Origin of the sequence: Solibacillus sp. FSL W8-0474 (genome assembly GCF_038004065.1) — a bacterium.
GTDB lineage: Bacteria > Bacillota > Bacilli > Bacillales_A > Planococcaceae > Solibacillus > Solibacillus faecavium.
Map to the genome: position 1 here is coordinate 328,272 of NZ_JBBOQJ010000001.1, position 16,533 is coordinate 344,804.

The 16,533-nt window shown below is 37.9% G+C and carries 15 protein-coding genes and 1 riboswitch; of the genes, 8 read left to right on the plus strand and 7 right to left on the minus strand.

All coding sequences use genetic code 11. The features are described from left to right. Window positions 1-66 precede the first annotated feature (66 nt). Entirely contained in the window at window positions 67-204 is a 138-nt protein-coding gene (locus tag NYE67_RS01625) for a hypothetical protein (protein WP_191701262.1), read from the plus strand. 199 nt (window positions 205-403) lie between these two features. Continuing rightward, the gene (locus NYE67_RS01630) at window positions 404-1,516 is read left to right on the plus strand and encodes an amidohydrolase (RefSeq protein ID WP_191701261.1); all 1,113 of its coding nucleotides are present in this window, start codon (window positions 404-406) and stop codon (window positions 1,514-1,516) included. Between the two features lie 304 nt (window positions 1,517-1,820). On the opposite strand, the gene NYE67_RS01635 is transcribed toward NYE67_RS01630, so the two are convergent. After that, window positions 1,821-2,528 (minus strand): Fe-S oxidoreductase, encoded by a 708-nt coding sequence (locus NYE67_RS01635; protein ID WP_191701260.1) that lies wholly within the window; start codon window positions 2,526-2,528, stop codon window positions 1,821-1,823. A 110-nt stretch (window positions 2,529-2,638) separates the two neighbouring features. Here NYE67_RS01635 and NYE67_RS01640 point away from each other — a divergent pair, with 110 nt between their 5' ends. The 4 genes from NYE67_RS01640 to NYE67_RS01655 all read left to right on the plus strand — a co-directional run bounded on the left by NYE67_RS01640 (window position 2,639) and on the right by NYE67_RS01655 (window position 6,301). Continuing rightward, window positions 2,639-3,064 (plus strand): DUF4395 domain-containing protein, encoded by a 426-nt coding sequence (locus NYE67_RS01640; protein ID WP_340728966.1) that lies wholly within the window; start codon window positions 2,639-2,641, stop codon window positions 3,062-3,064. A gap of 361 nt (window positions 3,065-3,425) precedes the next feature. Beyond that, on the plus strand, window positions 3,426-4,700 hold the full coding sequence (locus tag NYE67_RS01645; RefSeq protein WP_340728967.1) for a polysaccharide deacetylase family protein: 1,275 nt from the start codon (window positions 3,426-3,428) through the stop codon (window positions 4,698-4,700). 32 nt (window positions 4,701-4,732) lie between these two features. After that, a complete protein-coding gene (locus tag NYE67_RS01650) occupies window positions 4,733-5,227 on the plus strand; it encodes a sigma-70 family RNA polymerase sigma factor (RefSeq protein WP_340728968.1) in 495 nt (164 codons plus the stop codon). A 3-nt stretch (window positions 5,228-5,230) separates the two neighbouring features. Continuing rightward, a complete protein-coding gene (locus NYE67_RS01655) occupies window positions 5,231-6,301 on the plus strand; it encodes a S26 family signal peptidase (RefSeq protein WP_340728969.1) in 1,071 nt (356 codons plus the stop codon). Between the two features lie 27 nt (window positions 6,302-6,328). Here NYE67_RS01655 and NYE67_RS01660 read toward each other — a convergent pair whose 3' ends face one another. From NYE67_RS01660 to NYE67_RS01670, 3 genes are all read right to left on the minus strand, one after another. Continuing rightward, window positions 6,329-7,297 (minus strand): DMT family transporter, encoded by a 969-nt coding sequence (locus tag NYE67_RS01660; protein ID WP_340728970.1) that lies wholly within the window; start codon window positions 7,295-7,297, stop codon window positions 6,329-6,331. A gap of 80 nt (window positions 7,298-7,377) precedes the next feature. Further along, window positions 7,378-8,604, minus strand: coding sequence for a peptidase T (gene pepT, locus NYE67_RS01665; protein WP_340728971.1), 1,227 nt, complete (start codon window positions 8,602-8,604; stop codon window positions 7,378-7,380). 31 nt (window positions 8,605-8,635) lie between these two features. After that, on the minus strand, window positions 8,636-9,298 hold the full coding sequence (locus NYE67_RS01670; RefSeq protein ID WP_340728972.1) for a lysoplasmalogenase: 663 nt from the start codon (window positions 9,296-9,298) through the stop codon (window positions 8,636-8,638). A 228-nt stretch (window positions 9,299-9,526) separates the two neighbouring features. Between NYE67_RS01670 and NYE67_RS01675 the strand changes: the two genes are divergently transcribed. Continuing rightward, window positions 9,527-11,203 carry a hypothetical protein gene (locus tag NYE67_RS01675; RefSeq protein ID WP_340728973.1) on the plus strand — a complete coding sequence of 559 codons (1,677 nt, stop codon included), beginning with the start codon at window positions 9,527-9,529 and terminating at the stop codon, window positions 11,201-11,203. Window positions 11,204-11,284: 81 nt separating this feature from the next. Here NYE67_RS01675 and NYE67_RS01680 read toward each other — a convergent pair whose 3' ends face one another. The 3 genes from NYE67_RS01680 to NYE67_RS01690 all read right to left on the minus strand — a co-directional run bounded on the left by NYE67_RS01680 (window position 11,285) and on the right by NYE67_RS01690 (window position 14,460). Next, entirely contained in the window at window positions 11,285-11,698 is a 414-nt protein-coding gene (locus NYE67_RS01680) for a hypothetical protein (protein WP_340728974.1), read from the minus strand. Between the two features lie 458 nt (window positions 11,699-12,156). Next, window positions 12,157-12,891 (minus strand): oxygen-insensitive NADPH nitroreductase, encoded by a 735-nt coding sequence (gene nfsA, locus NYE67_RS01685; RefSeq protein ID WP_340728975.1) that lies wholly within the window; start codon window positions 12,889-12,891, stop codon window positions 12,157-12,159. A gap of 87 nt (window positions 12,892-12,978) precedes the next feature. After that, window positions 12,979-14,460, minus strand: coding sequence for a DASS family sodium-coupled anion symporter (locus tag NYE67_RS01690; protein WP_340726772.1), 1,482 nt, complete (start codon window positions 14,458-14,460; stop codon window positions 12,979-12,981). A 356-nt stretch (window positions 14,461-14,816) separates the two neighbouring features. Further along, a riboswitch (SAM riboswitch) is annotated at window positions 14,817-14,931 on the plus strand. Between the two features lie 116 nt (window positions 14,932-15,047). Here NYE67_RS01690 and NYE67_RS01695 point away from each other — a divergent pair. Then, window positions 15,048-16,352 (plus strand): O-acetylhomoserine aminocarboxypropyltransferase/cysteine synthase family protein, encoded by a 1,305-nt coding sequence (locus NYE67_RS01695; protein WP_340728976.1) that lies wholly within the window; start codon window positions 15,048-15,050, stop codon window positions 16,350-16,352. Window positions 16,353-16,533 lie beyond the last annotated feature (181 nt).

The following is a 16,533-nucleotide window of genomic DNA, read 5'->3' on the forward strand; positions in this document are numbered from 1 at the left end:
ATAAAAAATCCATTATATTATTTAAATTAACTAAAAATTCTAATAATTAAAAAGAGGTGGATGTGGATGACAACAATTTTAAAATCAATGCTTGAGACATACTTGTTCGATGAAGAGATGGACTTCGAATCAACGGAGCAGCAAGAGGTGTTGGAAAATGAAGAGCGTACTCAATACCCAAATGGATTTTTCTCAAGCCTATAATATAATTTTTGATATGCATAATTTTTTCAGAACTTACCGGTGTCTATCCAATTAAGCAATTAGGATAGATACCTTTTTAATTTTACGCGAGCATTGAGACTTTGGCAGTTGAAGTTTCATTTTATTGGGCAGTAATAATGTAGATTATAAATATTGTACTGTATAATAGGGATACTAAATAATATTCGAGGTGCGTTTCATGTTAGCAGTAGATTCAACGGAGCAAATGATTTTTGATTGGTTTCAGTATTTCCATGCAAATCCTGAAATAAGCTGGAAGGAAGTTAATACGACAGCTAAAATAGCTGAAATATTAGATGAGATGGGCGTAAACTATAAAAGGTTTGACGATGTGACAGGGCTTGTCGCAGAAATTGGGCAAGGTGACGAGACAGTCGCGGTTCGTGCAGATATTGATGCACTTTGGCAAGAAGTAGACGGCGTGATGCAGGCGAACCATTCTTGTGGACATGATGCAAATATCTCAATCGTTTTGGGGGCGCTCTATGCATTAAAAAATGAATCGTTAAAGAAGAAAATACGATTTATTTTTCAACCGGCTGAAGAAACAGGTGGTGGAGCGTTAGCAATGATTGAACGCGGTGTTATAGAAGATGTAACACATTTATTTGGCGTGCATTTACGTCCAATGGAAGAGCTCCCTTTAGGGAAAGTTGCTCCGGCCATTTATCATGGGGCTGCTGCATTTTTATCAGGAACAATTACTGGAATTGATGCACATGGTGCTCGTCCACATCAAGGGAAAAATGCGATAGATGTAATTGTAGCGATTCAGCACATGTTGAAAAATATTCATATTGACCCATTTGAAGTGTATTCCGCTAAGTTAACGAAGATTGTAGCGGATGGCGGAAGTGTGAATATTATTCCGGGCAATGCAAGCTTTTCGATTGATGTACGTGCTCAAAAGAATGAAGTCCTGACAAAAGTGCAAAACTACGTGGAAAAAGGTTTAAAGCAAATAGCAGAGATGTTCGATATTGATGTTGCTTCTGACTGGTTAGATGTCACACCGGGTGCAGAAGTATCTAAAGAAGCGGCTGCTTTAGCGGAGCGCTCAATTATTGAAGCATTGGGACAACAAAGTTTAGCAGAAGCAGTCGTAACACCGGGCAGCGATGATTTCCATTTTTATACGATAAAAAATCCCCAATTGAAGGCAACGATGATAGGGGTCGGTGCAAATCTAGGACCGGGTCTTCATCACCCGAAAATGTCGTTTGATGAAAAGGCATTAATTGATGGAGTGAAAGTAATAGCCACGACATTAAAAAATTGCGCAAATGAATAATGAGTTGAAGCGATGCTATGAAATGTAGCATCGTTTTTTGTTTGGAAGAAGCGGGGGGTAGTGGATATTAGAAAAGTTGAAGCGGATATTAGATAACTTGGAATGTTTATTAGAAAGTACTTTGTATTTATTTGAACTTTTGACCACTTTATTAGCGCATAGGCAAAGTTTATTAGCAACTCAAAAATTTATTAGAACTTTTCAGATTTTATTAGAAAAAGCAATTCACTTATTAGAAAACATCTACGCTCCGACACCCTTAAATTAAAAAAGTGCCGTTATTGAACGACACTTAAATTATCTATTATTTTATCGGACAGAATCCACAAGCCATTAAGCCTGGAATATCCTTCGAGAAGCAACAGCTTTTTCTAACTGGCTGATTAATTAGTGCAGATGGACTTTTTCCGCCTGTGTAATTTAAAAACAATGATTTATCTGAGAAGTAGCGCCAAACCTCTTTTCCTTCTAGCAATTCCAAATCCTCAAAGGCGCGGTCTGCCAGTGCCGGGTTTTCGAGCAATGTATGGTAATGCCAAAGCATATAGCCGAAAATATTCTCCCATAAAATTAGTGGCGAAATTGTCGTCGTTTTACGTAACTGACCAATAATGACCGATGCTTTATATAAAATATCGGTAACCACACGCTCACGTTCATCATCTTCCACATAGCGGAAATCGTTCGGATTGATATACATACCAAGTGTATGAATCCCATACTCCTGAACAATCGCAAATCTTAAATTTTCAGGCTTGCCATCCCAGACTTCATCATAAGTTGTCAGCATATAAAACTGCATTGCCACAAACATGCCGTAGCGACGACCGAAGTGGGAAATTGCTGCAGTTTCGGTTGCGGCATTTGTTATACCCATCATTAAATTACGAAAGTCAGTTAAATAAAAGTCTTTATGTAAATTGGCTAATGTAAATAATGGACGGTCTGGTTCCTCTGTAAAAATACTGTAAGAATTTAATTGTCGAACTTGATCGTATGAAAGTGCAGGCATTCCAATCACCTTTTCTTAAAAGTTGTTTACCTTTACTATAACATTTCTCTTCACAAACGAGTGCAAAAACGCTACTATAAACTAAACATATAAGGAAGGTTGGTTTTAAAATGAAACCTATTTCTATTCCAAGACCGTTAGTTCGAGTAAATCAATGGACTATTTTTCTATCTGTCATATTAACATGGGTGACGGGACAATACTGGCTTTTAGCAATTCCTTTAGTAGCGAATTTACTTGGAATCTTTACTGGATTTAATCCGATTATGCGAATAGCCAGGTTATTTTTAACGAAAGATTTAAAATCCTATATTCCTGAAGATGTTGCTCAGCAAAAGTTTAATTCGACGATTGCTAGTATTTGTTTAGCAGGGGGATTACTAGGATTTGTATTCCAACTTCCAATCGTTGCCTATAGTTTTACAATAATGGTGGCAGTAGCATCATTTGTTGCGATTTTAGGGTTTTGTATAGGTTGCTTTATTCATTTTCAATGGAAACAGTTTCAATACCGTCGTTCTATTAGAAATACTTAAAAAGTTTTTGAATTATATTGACAATGATAGTGATAATCATTATCATTATAAATGTAGCAAGAGCTTATTTGTAATACAGTACAAATAAGTCTGAGCTAACCGCTTTCTCCAGGAGCTAGTTAGCTCAGAAAATATTATTCTAAATCCCCTCATTTAGAATGTAAGTTTGACAGTGTGTCAGACTCTGAGTTTTTCACCCTTTATTTTCATCTAGTTTACTTCCTTTTTGGAAGACCCGTTACCCGTATCAGCAAATTGATACGGGTATTTTTGTTGCAAAAAAAAATAAAAACTTTTTGAAACTAATTTTGAATTTTTCCGTCTGTACGTTGCTTTAAAAGAAAAGCTAACGGAGGAAATTATGAAAAAGGTTATTACTGTAGGGGTATTCGCTGCTTGTGTATTATTGATAGCAATTCAATATAAAAGTTTTGGTCAAAATATCGAAAGGGCTGTCGCTAACGAAAATGAGGTTGTTCAAGTGGAGAATGACTTCCAAATTGAACAAGCGACACATTTGTTTGAAAAAGTTCTTCTTATAGAAGAAGCACAGCCAATTTATATGAAAGGGAAGGCTCTTGTTGAAATTGGAACTGTGCAGCCAGGTGCATCTTTTGCCATTGCAAGTGAAGATGAGCTTTTTTATGAATTGCGGTTCGGTAAAATAACAGCATTTATAAAAAAGGGAAGTGCAACCGTTGAAAAACGGGAAATTCAATCATTAGTCAATAAAGAGGTGACAGGTTCAATCAAGGCAGACGAAAGAGTGGCTGTCTATGAAGAAACAAGCTTTGATAGCGCGGTTATGCTTCAGCTTGCACAAGGATTTCGCTTTCCGATAGTGGGAGAAATAGGGGATTGGTTTATTGTGAAAATTGGCGAGCGTGCGGGTTATATACATAGTCAATCAGTTGAAATAGATGAAGGTATTCCGGTCTTAGTGTATCATCATATTTTACCGAAAGAAGAGATGGTGACAGAGGCGAGTACTGTTTCGGTTGAATCATTTGAGCAACAAATGGTCTTTTTGGCCGAGGAGCAATTTGAAACAATTACAACAGCACAGCTTTACGATTATTTGGAAGGTCGCCAAATTCTTTCAACCAATTCGGTACTTATTACTTTTGATGATGGTCTGCTATCGACGAAGGAATATGCCTACCCAATTTTAAAGAAACATGGGTTTACAGCAGTACAGCATATTATCTCCTCTCGAACGAATCGTTATGAAGGCGAGCAGGTTTTTAATAGTGAAGGACCACTTCAGTTTTTTACGGAATATGAGATGGAACAATTAGCAGATGTATTTTATTATGAGGCTCATACAGATGGTTTGCATCGCCTCAATAGTGAAACAGGGATTGGTGTAGCACTTGAACTGTCGGCTTCTGAAATTGCAGCGGACTTAAAGCGAAATGTTGCGACGCTTAAAAATGCGACATCGTTAGCGTATCCGTTCGGTCATTATAATGAAGAGATGGTTAAAGCGATGAAGGAAGTCGGGCTATTAATCGGCTTTACGACAAATGAAGGATATGCAAATATTGAGCAATCAAATTATGAAGTAAATCGTTTTGGGGTAACAGAAAAGAAGACATATGAACAGTTCACTTCCTATGTAAAGGGGGTGTTCTGAAAATAGATAGATAGAAGGTGTTAATAGCTAATATGAAAGATTTTGATGACATATTAGATGCGCATACGCGTTATTTAGTGCGCATTGCGTATTTGTACGTAAAAAATTGGGCTACCGCAGAGGATATCGTACAAGAAGTATTTGTGACATACTATCAAAAGAGCGATCAATTTCGCAACGAATCGTCGTTGAAAACGTATTTAACTAAAATGACTGCCAACCGGGCAAAAGACTATTTGCGCTCGTGGAAACATAAAAAGGATATTTTCTTCGATACAGTTTTTGCACAGACAAAGGGTGCAGATGAAGAAATCATACAAAAACAGCAGCTTGCTTCTCTCGAAAAAAAGTTATTCCAGCTACCACTGAAATATCGTGAGCCACTCATTTTATATTATTATAACGAGCAGTCGATTGCGGAAATTGCATTATTTTTAGAGCTTAATGAAAATACGGTGAAAACGCGTCTGCGCCGAGCAAAGCAGCAATTAAAAGAGTTTTTTAACGAAGAGGAAATGGAGGGATGATGCATGGATCCATTTAAAAAGCAGCTGGAAGACATGATGGGTGATACAAACTTGCAGGAAAGCAGAATAAAACAGCGTGTGAAAAATGATTTAACGACACCAAAAACAAAGCGTTCATGGCATGTACAAGTAGTGACAGCCGCGGTTGCAGCGGTTGCGGTATTCCTATTTATGACAGCAGCTCCTTTTACCCAAAATTCAGCAAATGAAGGGCGGGGTGTCCCTTATGATCCGCTTGATGATTTGGCGCAAATCGCTACCCTTCAAAAATCAAAGCAACTTTCTACAATTAATTATGATGCTTTTGCACAGCTACCAGTGCTTGAAGAATTAACAGATTTACAATATATCGATAAGGATTCCTTTTCAATTGCAGGGAAAGAGGAACTTTATCATACGGTTATTGAAAGACAATCTAATTTATTTGATGAAGTTGTATATAAAGCAGGCGATATTGTTCGAACGATGACAAATACGAGCAGTCATTTGCCTATTTATGAAAATGCCTACTATGAAGTAATCGCTGTGCCGGGAGACCGGGTCGTTTTGCAGAACGGCAAGCTAACAGTGAATGGCAAGCCTGTCCAATCGGAATTAATGACATTGTATGAGGAAAACGGCAATACGATTGCAGGCGGCTATGACCAATTATTAAATGCACGGGAATATTTTTTAGTAAATCATTTCCCAGCTGAAAATACTTTGCAGGCAGGAACGATTACGGCTGTGCATAAAATTTATGGGGAAGTAGTAGGGTTGGCTCAGCAAAGTAAGACGGATTCCATTTATTTCGAGTTGTCAAATGACTATACACCGGACCAATATTTCGATTTATATTTATATGACCAGATATTTGGAGAAGGAACAATGAGTGAAAGATTGTCCGCCCAAGATAGTGCATTTCCGCATGCCAATCGCTTAGGGGAGCTGTTTTTAGAGGCGTCTTACCGCAGTGTTACGTATCTATCCGACACAGAAGTAGAAATTCGCTACCAATATGGTCGTGAAGGGGTAGGGGAATATGTATTTAAAATGTATAAAGATCAGACAGGCGTATGGCAATGGGGATTATAAAAAAGTGGGTAGTGACAAAAACTGTCGCTACCCATTTTCGTTTTTTAGCTGTAATCTTTTTCTATTTACTAGTACTGTATGATAACTATGAATGAGCAATCCAATGATGATGACAGCTAAACCTGCTAAAGCGAGTGGCTTTGGTAACGGGGCATTAAGTAACATCATTTCACCCATCACCACAAAGAGAACTTGGATGGATTGGGTTGCTTCTACAGCGGCAAGTTTCCCTTGATCATGTCGTACGCGGTCAGTAGCGATAAAAAATAATACAGTAGCAATTACACCGGATGATACCGCCACAAGAAGTGATTGGTATAGTTGACTGGCAGATGGTAAACCAACTGTAAAGAAAGCATAAACTGCGAGTAGTACCCAAATTGGTAAAGAGGCAATTGTCATACCGAGCACACGTTGGAATGGATCAACTCTTCCGCCGCAAAGTGCCATCATTTTTCGATTGCCGAGTGGATAAGCAAAGGCAGCTATAATGACAGGGATTGTTCCTAGAAGTAGGCTTTTTGTTGAAACAGTTTGTGCTTGTGGGATTTGTATCATAAAAATACCGATCAAAATAATACCCGAAATACTTAACGATATCAGTGGTATTTTTGCCCGAACTTTCTTTCCGTCAATGGTGGAAAGGAAAAGTGGTGCAAGAAGTAGACCAGCTACAATGGTAAATTGCCATGTACCCGATACGAGCCACCCGGGTCCATACGCAGCAGCAAATGTAAGAGGGGCATAAAATAGTACAAAGCCTATAAAGCTCCATCCAACCCATTCAACGGGACTTTCCTTCATTTCATTTGATAAAATTCGAAATCCATTTTTCCCCCGAATAGCGACGATTGCTATTAAAAAGGGAACCATGAAGAAGTAACGAAGGGAAGAACTCCAAAGCCAGCTGCCTCCCTCCAGTTCCATGGAACGGTTTAAAATAAACGTAACAGCAAAAAATAATGAAGCTAAAATGCCAATGAATATCTCCTTCATTTCACACCACCTGAATAGTTATAATTTTCCGTCTATTTAGTATGTAAAAAAATGGAGCGAGTTCAATCGCTCCATTAATTTTAGTTGCGTTGTTCAAACAGCTGAACGATTTCAATAATGACTTCTGTAGCCTTTTCCATCGTTTCCGCTGATACGAATTCATATTTTCCGTGCATATTTTCTCCACCTGCAAAAATGTTTGGCGTTGGCAAGCCCATGTATGATAGCTGGGAACCGTCTGTACCACCACGAATTGGTTCTACAATTGGAGTAATATCAAATTTAGCAAAGGCATCCTTTACAATATCGACAATTTCCATAACAGGCTCAATTTTTTCACCCATATTGTAATATTGGTCTTCAATTGCTACAGTGATTGCCTCTTTGCCATACTTTGCTTGCATTTCTTGCCCTATCTTTGCCATATACGCTTTTTTCTCTTCGAATTTTGCGCGGTCATGGTCACGGATAATATATGACATCGATGATTCTTCAATGCCACCATTAAAGTGCATTAAATGAATAAAGCCTTCGTAGCCGTCTGTTTTTTCAGGAACAGCATCTTTAGGCATTTCGTTTTGGAACTCAATGGCCATTGTAATGGAGTTGACCATTTTATTTTTTGCTGATCCTGGGTGGATATTCGTGCCACGCGTCGTTACTTTTACACCAGCAGCATTAAAGCTTTCATATTGTAATTCCCCTAATGGTCCGCCGTCCATTGTATAGGCATAATCAGCGCCGAATTTTTCCACATCGAACTTATGTGGTCCACGCCCGATTTCTTCGTCAGGTGTAAAGGCAACACGAATTTTACCGTGCTTAATTTCTGGGTTTTTAACTAAGTATTCCATCGCCGTCATAATTTCCGCGATGCCGGCTTTATCATCTGCACCTAGTAATGTATTTCCATCTGTCGTAATTAATGTTTGACCTACATAGTTTTTTAAATTCGGGAAGTAGTCTGGTGCCATCACCAAGCCATTTTTCAATGTAATTGCTTCACCGTCATAGTTGTCGATACGCTGTGGCTGTACATTTGTCCCTGTATAGTCAGATGTTGTATCAACATGTGCTAAAAAGCCAAGTGTCGGAACTTCTTTATCTGTGTTTGATTCCAATGTTGCGAAAAGGTAGCCGTTTTCATCTAATGTAATCTCTGTTAAGCCAATCTCCGCTAATTCGTCCTTTAATACATTTAATAAATCAAACTGCTTCATTGTAGAAGGTGTTGTGTCTGAGTTGAAATCTGATTGTGTATCGATTTTTACATAGCGTACTAAACGTTCAATTACTTTTTCTTTCATATGAAAAAGACCCCCTATATACATATTGCTTTTATTGTACACTCTTTATTTCGGTTTTTGAACTAATTTTGAAGTATTGAGCAATGCTGAGCATTAAGAAAAACTGTGCAGCATAATAAGTGAACATGATAAGCTCATGTGCATAGGTAACTTCAAACATAAAACGGTTGATTGCTAAAATGGAATCGGACGCAATAAATAAAACTGCCCCGATAATTGCAAAGATACTCCCCGTACGAAAAGAAGTCCACCCCATTGTCAAAATGACTAAAATATATGCCGTTACCGCAATTGCCAAAACCGTGTCACCTTTTTGGAAAAGACTCCCCGCAATCCAAACCATCATGGCAGCTCCATATAAACCTAAAACAATCTTCACATAAAGCGGTGTTGTTGCCTTATTCGTAGAACGGAAGGCAAAAATATAAAAAATATGCCCCGTTAGGAAAAAGCTCAGCCCGATGATGAACCATTGCAATGTATAATCACCAATCGCGCAGAAGATTAAACCAATTAGTATAAGCCAATAATAACGTGATTTAACAGGAACTTTTGTTAAATAGGCGAGCGCAATTAATAAAATCATTGGCAACAATTTAAATACCATCTTCAACGAACTATCAATCGTCTGAAAAAGAAAAACATAATATAGACCAAGACCAAAGAACAAAATAATTAGTATTTTACGTGCCATCCATTTACCTCCTGAAATAATATTAAAAAGGGCAGAACAAGTAGAAATATCTGTAATGATCATAATTAAGCACTACACTCGTATTATAGTATATAAAACTATTTATTGAATATTTTACCAAACAAAAATATAATATTTAGCTTTTTTATTCGTGTAATGGATTTTTCCTAATGTTTATGAATCTTTTTTTTAGCTTATTCGTAAAGAGTACAGAGAGAGGTGAGTAATATGGGACAGTTATTGCTAATAACGGCAATTGGTTCACTTTTAATAACATTACTTTTAGTACCGCTAACAAAAAAAGTTAAAAATGATGAACTATCAACAAAAACATTTTCCATACTAGCGATCACAACATTTGTTTTAAGTTTTATTTCAGTGTTTTTAACGGTTTATATATCTAAAATTGATCTGAGCTGGACAATATTTTTATATGTATTACCCGTAGTGGCGATTGCAGGCGCAATATTTGCAGTTGGTGTTGAACAAAAAATAAAATCAGCCATCGTGCTCGTTGGAATAATCGGAATAGGTTATTTAGTAAGTGCGCCGTTTTTTAACGCTGATGAGAAATTTGAATCGGCTCAAATGAAAGAGCAAACCGAAATTTCGCCGTTCGATGAGACGAAAACACCGGCAAGTGTACCACCGCAATTCGTTAGAAACAAAATGAAAAAAGCATTTGGTCAAGTACCAAACACAAGCTATTATGAATTAGGAAGCTTACAAATTCAAAAAGTAAATGATAAGTATGTGTATATCGCACCTGTAGAATTTTCCGGTGTATTTAAATGGTTCAATGGAAAAACGACACCAGGTTATTTCACAATGAGTGCGACAGATTCTAGTGATAATCCGAAATTTATTAAATCGGAAATGAGCTATGTTCCATCGGCATACTTCAATAAAAATCTGGAACGCCACATTCGATTAAATTATCCAACGTTGATTTTTTACGGTGATCCACAATTGGAAATCGACGAAGATGGTCATCCTTATTACATTCGATCATTCGGGGAATTTATTTCTGCGCGTAACGGCTTTGACGTAAAAGGTATTGTACTTGTCGATGCAAAAACAGGTCAATCTGAAAGGATTGCAACAGCAGACGTTCCGGAATTTATCGATGGCGCAGTATCTCCAGAGACAGTAAGCTTGCAGAATAGTTACTACGGAAACTATGTGCACGGTTTTTGGAATAGTCTCGTCGGTAAAAAGGATGTAAAATTACCGAGTGATGAAGGTACTGAAGCAAATGTAAGCCCAATCTTTATGGAAGATGGAGAAATGTATTATTTCACTGATTTCACTAGCCCTAAAGAGGGTGTTGATTCAATGCTTGGCTATGCATTAACACATGCACGCTCAGGTGAAGCAACTTATTATACAGGAAACTTGGAAGAGTCCTACATGGATTCACGAGGGGCTCTCGATATAATTGAGAAAAAGTTCATCGAAAAAGAATGGAACGGTGAAATGCCGATTCTTTATAACTTTTACGGGGAAGCAAGCTGGCTATCGGCTGTTTTAGATGCAAATGGCTTTTTACAAAACTATTTCATCGTTTCCGCGGCTAATCCGGAAATTTCAGCTTTCGGTACGACACCTAATGAAGCGCTAAGACTATATAAAACAGCACTCAGCAGGGGCGGAAGTACGGTGGATGGCTCTTCGAATGCCGAGGAAGCACAGTTGGCATCAGAAGTTGTCCGTGTTTATAAAGAACGTGTAGGGGATTTCACAATTGTGACGTTCTTAACGACAACTGGGGAAAACTTCATTGTAAGTTCAGAAACAGCACCTTTTGCAATTTACTTGCAGGAAGGCGATAAAGTAGTGCTGACATATTCAAAAACAGGGGAAGATTTCCAACCTGTAAAAGCACTGCAGATTGTAGGATTATAATAACAATAAAGGAGCATGCCGTAATCTCGGCATCGCTCCTTTATTTTTTAGTGGAACTTGTTTTTTGAAAACCTACTGTTTTTAATACTCCTGAATAAACTGCACCATTTTTTTATAACGTTCTTCAATATGATTATCTGAATAAAGTGTAATTGAAAGGAATTTATCGTGTTGTTCTTTTAAAATTGCACGCTCTTCCGCAAATTTCTCTGCTTGTTCGCGTTCGAGAATGTAATGTAAGTGGAAAATTTGCAATAGCGCCACTTCCGGATCTTCCAAATTGCAAACAAACTTAATCTGCCAAATATGTGTATAGGAAATATATTGATTGACATAAGCAGTGATTGCTTCATATTCTTCTTTATTAATATGTGATGCAATATGATTGTGGACATCTCTTAGTGCAGTGTTAATATCGATTATTTGCAACAAATGTTTGCGCACTGTTTTTAAATGTTGACGTTCCAAGGATTTTGCTACAAAACTAGGGGTCATTTTAATTCCTCCCTTTTACTACTGCTGTAACAATATTTTAACAAAACATAATAAAAAAATCTTAGGTATTAAAGATCGAATTAACTACAGCAATAAAATTAATTACCATTATTCTTATATAGAAAGAACTAACATCAAAAATTCCTCTAGTATAATAGGATCCAGTGATAACGTTGGGGAAAAATAGAAAGGGGCTGGGACAAAAGTAGAAATTTCTTTGTATAAGGGAAATATTCTTATTAAGGAATTGATATTATATGAATTGATTGGAGTGAAGGGGCGACTCCTGGGGGAACAGCAAAATTTATTTTGCGACGAGTAACCGCAGGAGCACCGACGCCTGAGACTACAGGCTCAGGCCGTGCCCCCGGAAAGCGTCCCCGTAACGGAAATCAATTCTGGCAGAAGCAGAAAAAATAGATGTTTTTCATTTTATCCCAGCCTCTTTAGATATTCCTTTATTTCCAGTTAAATCCTTTAGAAGCTAGGAAATCTTTCATATGTGGGCGCTTTTGTTCTATTAAAAAGTCTGCCATTTGCTTCGTCCATGTAGCCATTTTTTGGTTAGAAGAACGGCTTGCGTAGTAGCTTTCCATCGTTGCATCGTATTCATCTAAAAGAGAATCATACTTTTCGACGTTATAACTGTTTTCATGCAACACGGCATCTACTGGTAAACGCGGTTTTGTTTCGTTTCGTTTTGTAGGTGTCCCGATTGTCATAGCAAATAGAGGGAAAACATTTTCAGGCAAGTTGAACAGGTCGCTGATTTCCTTTGGATTTGTACGTGCACCGCCAATATAACAAATACCATAGCCCATTGCTTCTGCTGCCACAACGAAGTTTTGAGCAAATAGTGAAACGTCTGCAACCCCTACAAGCACGTTTTCTGCTGAGTCTGTGACAATGTTAACATCATGCTTTTGACCAGCTGCTTGTAATCGCTTGAAGTCTACACAAAATAAAAATGAGGCACCTGCTGTTTGGAATTGGAATTCATTTTTAGATAGCTCACCTAGTTTTGCTTTCTTTTCATCATCCGTTACCCATATAACACTATATGCTTGGACAAAGTGCGAGCTTGCTGCCATTTGAGCAGTTTCAATTAAATCAATAACTGTATCCTTTGAAATTACTTCACCTGTATATTTCCGAACAGATGAGTGACTACGTAACAATTCTCTCGTTTCCACATGAACATCTCCCTTTGTATGTAATAGAAAAAGCTTAAAGGAATGATCCTTTAAGCTTATTCTAGTCAATTTTTTACTTGAAGTCGATTATAATAGCCCAATCCATTTCCAGTACGTTGCGCTTAGAAGAAGTATTAAAATATAACCAACGATTGTTAGCGGAATACCTGACTTCAAAAAATCCTTTGTTGTAAATGCGCCTGTACCGTAAGCAAGCATGTTTTGCGGTGCGCTTACTGGTAATAGGAATCCGAAGCAAATAACAAACTGCTGGATTAGTACAAAACCAATTTGATTTTCTAAAGGCATCGGTAAACTAATGGCTAATGCGATAAATACGGGAATCAAGGCAGAAGCCAAGCTTGTCGCAGATGCAAAACCTAAATGAATGACAATATTGAAAACAGTAACTAATGCTATGGTAGCTATAATAGGCATAGTCTCTAAGCCAAGTGAGCCGAAAATCGTATTAGACAGCCAGGCTGCACCTTTTGTACCCAAAAGAGTCGTTCCAAGTGAAATACCGACTGCAAAAACAATCAATGTACCCCAATCAATACGGCTAGAAGCTTCTTTCCAATTAAATACTCCAATTTTAGGTGTCAATAAAAAGGCAATAGCTAAAATGGTAATCGTTGTCGTATCAAATGGATGCAATTTTCCTTCTGTTGACCAGAAGAATAATAGTAGAACAGAAGTGATGATTAAAGTAATTTCTTTGCGTTTTAAAGGACCAAGATCTTGCAATTGCTTACGGATAATTTCTTTTCCGCCAGCGATATTATCCGTTTCGGGTTTGATTAATTTAATCATAACAAAGAATAATACGAAGGACATGATGACTGAAAACGGCGCGGCATACATAAACCACTTGCCCCAAGAAATATCGACTCCAAATTCAGAGTTAATAAAACCAAGTGCTACTAAGTTTTGCGCTGCAGCAGTTTTAATCCCCACATTCCAAATTGAAACAGCTTGGGTAGCGGTAATAACTAACAACGCTGCAAGTCTACTTTCTTTAGATAATCCAAAGGCCGCAACAACCCCTAATAGAATAGGGACAACTGCACCAGCACGAGCAGTCGCGCTTGGTACAACAAAAGCTAATACAATTGCTACTAAAATAGCCCCTACTACTAATGCTTTCGTTTTTGTTCCAACTAATGATAAAACCCACAGTGCAATACGCTTATGAAGGTTCGTTATTTGCATGGCAGCTGCTAAAAATAATGCAGCCCCGACTAACGCAACCGAGGAACTACTAAATCCACCTAACGCTAATTTTAACGCTTCTTTAGTGCCCATTTGTACCGAAGGATCTTCCATACTCGGAGCCAAACCTAATAAAACAGCGATGGCAGCTAATATCATTGCAGAACTAACCGGATAGGCTACCGCTTCGGTTACCCATAATATAACGGCAAATGCTAAAATAGCTAATGCTCGTTGTCCAACAACGGGAAGATCTCCACCACTATTTGGAAGTAAAACAATGGTAATGAGTGCTGCAAACGCTAAAACTATCCATAATGGTTTTAAATTTCGTTTACTTGTCGCTTCTGTTGCCATACTTAACGCCTCACTTCGTTTAAAGTTTTAGTTAAATAATAAATTAATAAGACAAAATATACCTATTCTTCTAAAAGTAAAATATGTTCTTTATTTCCAATTGAAAGGGGAATCCCTTAACAATTATGATTATAGCACTTCCAAAAAATGATACATGTTAATATTTGGTGAATAAATATATTGAGAAAAATTTTGTTTTAAGCAGAAATTGTATAGAATAGTATAATAATTTTAGTGTAGGAAGATAAAATATTTTTATGAATTAATTTAAAATCAGAAAATTTTAATTTTTCGGTTGACTTATAGAATTACTCTGCTTTATACTGAGAATCAACGATGGAACATAAATCACATATCTCTTATCAAGAGCGGCGGAGGGAATAGGCCCTGAGATGCCCGGCAACCAGTAAGTGATGAACTGACTAAGGTGCTAAATCCTACAAAATGGACAATCATTTTGAAAGATAAGAGGAGGCAAACTTGCTCATGCGCAACCCTCTTCTTAACTGAAGAGGGTTTTTTTCATTTAAAAAATCCTCCTCAAAAACACCGATTTCACCATCGAATAATTTTAGGAGGTTATTAGAGTGACGAATTTAAGACCAGAAACTTTATTATTGCACGGGGGGCAAAAGCCAGATCCTGTAACGGGGGCGATTGCAGTTCCTGTATATCGTACAACTGCCTATGCATTCAATGACACTGCTCATGCGCAACGTCTATTTGCATTACAGGAAACTGGCAATATTTATTCTCGTATTATGAATCCTACAGTGGGGGCATTTGAAGAACGGGTTGCTTTACTTGAGGGGGGCACAGCTGCAGTAGGGCTTTCATCTGGCGCAGCAGCAGTGGCATTCTCCATTTTAAATGTAGCCGGTGCAGGAGATGAAATTGTTGCTGCTGGTTCTCTGTACGGAGGAACATACAATTTATTCGCAACTACATTGCCTCGCTACGGCATTACAGTAAAATTTGTGGATGAATCAGATCCTGCAAACTTCCAAGCGGCGATTACTGATAAAACGAAGGCGATCTTCGCTGAAATAATCGGAAATCCAAGCTTGAAAGTACTCGATATTGAAGCAGTAGCAAACATCGCTCATGACAATGGTCTTCCGTTATTAATAGACAGCACATTTGCTTCCCCATATGGAAGTAATCCGATTGAATTCGGCGCGGATGTTGTCATTCATTCTGCAACAAAATGGATTGGCGGTCATGGAACGACGATCGGTGGGATTGTCGTTGATGCTGGAAAGTTTGACTGGACACAAGGAAGACATCCAGGGTTTACAGAACCGGATACTTCTTACCATGGTCTACGCTACGGAATTGACACAGCAGGCGCTGCATTTGCGACAAAGCTTCGTGTTCAACTATTGCGTGATTTTGGTCCAACATTATCTGCTGATGCGGCATTTAATTTCCTACAAGGACTAGAAACGCTTCATTTGCGTATTGTCCGTCACAATGAAAACACACAAAAAGTTGCCGAGTATTTAAGAAACCACCCATTTGTGGAATACGTAAATTACAACGGTTTTGAAGATTTTGAGACACATGATTTGGCGAAAAAATATTTGAAAAACGGCTTCGGATCAATCATTACGTTCGGCATTAAAGGTGGACGTGAAGCAGGGCGCCAAGTAATTGATAACGTGGAATTATTCTCGCATGTAGCCAACGTTGGGGATGCCCGTTCATTGATTATCCATCCTGCGAGCACAACGCACCAACAGTTGTCTGTTGAAGAATTAAAAACTGCCGGCGTATCGGAAGAGCTCATTCGCTTATCGATCGGATTAGAAGCAGCAGAAGATATTATCGCGGATTTAGAACAGGCATTAGCGAAAGTAGCGGCTGAAGTAGGCGCAGAAACAAACGCATAAACCTTTAAAAAAGGCTTAGCTTTTCCCATTCGAGAAGCTAAGCAATTTTTAGAAAATTAATTCCTACTAATTATATAAGTTTTATTGACAAAATAAATACCTAGTAATACAATTGGAATAATAAAACTACCAACCAAAATATTTGAAATAATGTTGCAGCATTATTGAAGGAAAAGGAGTT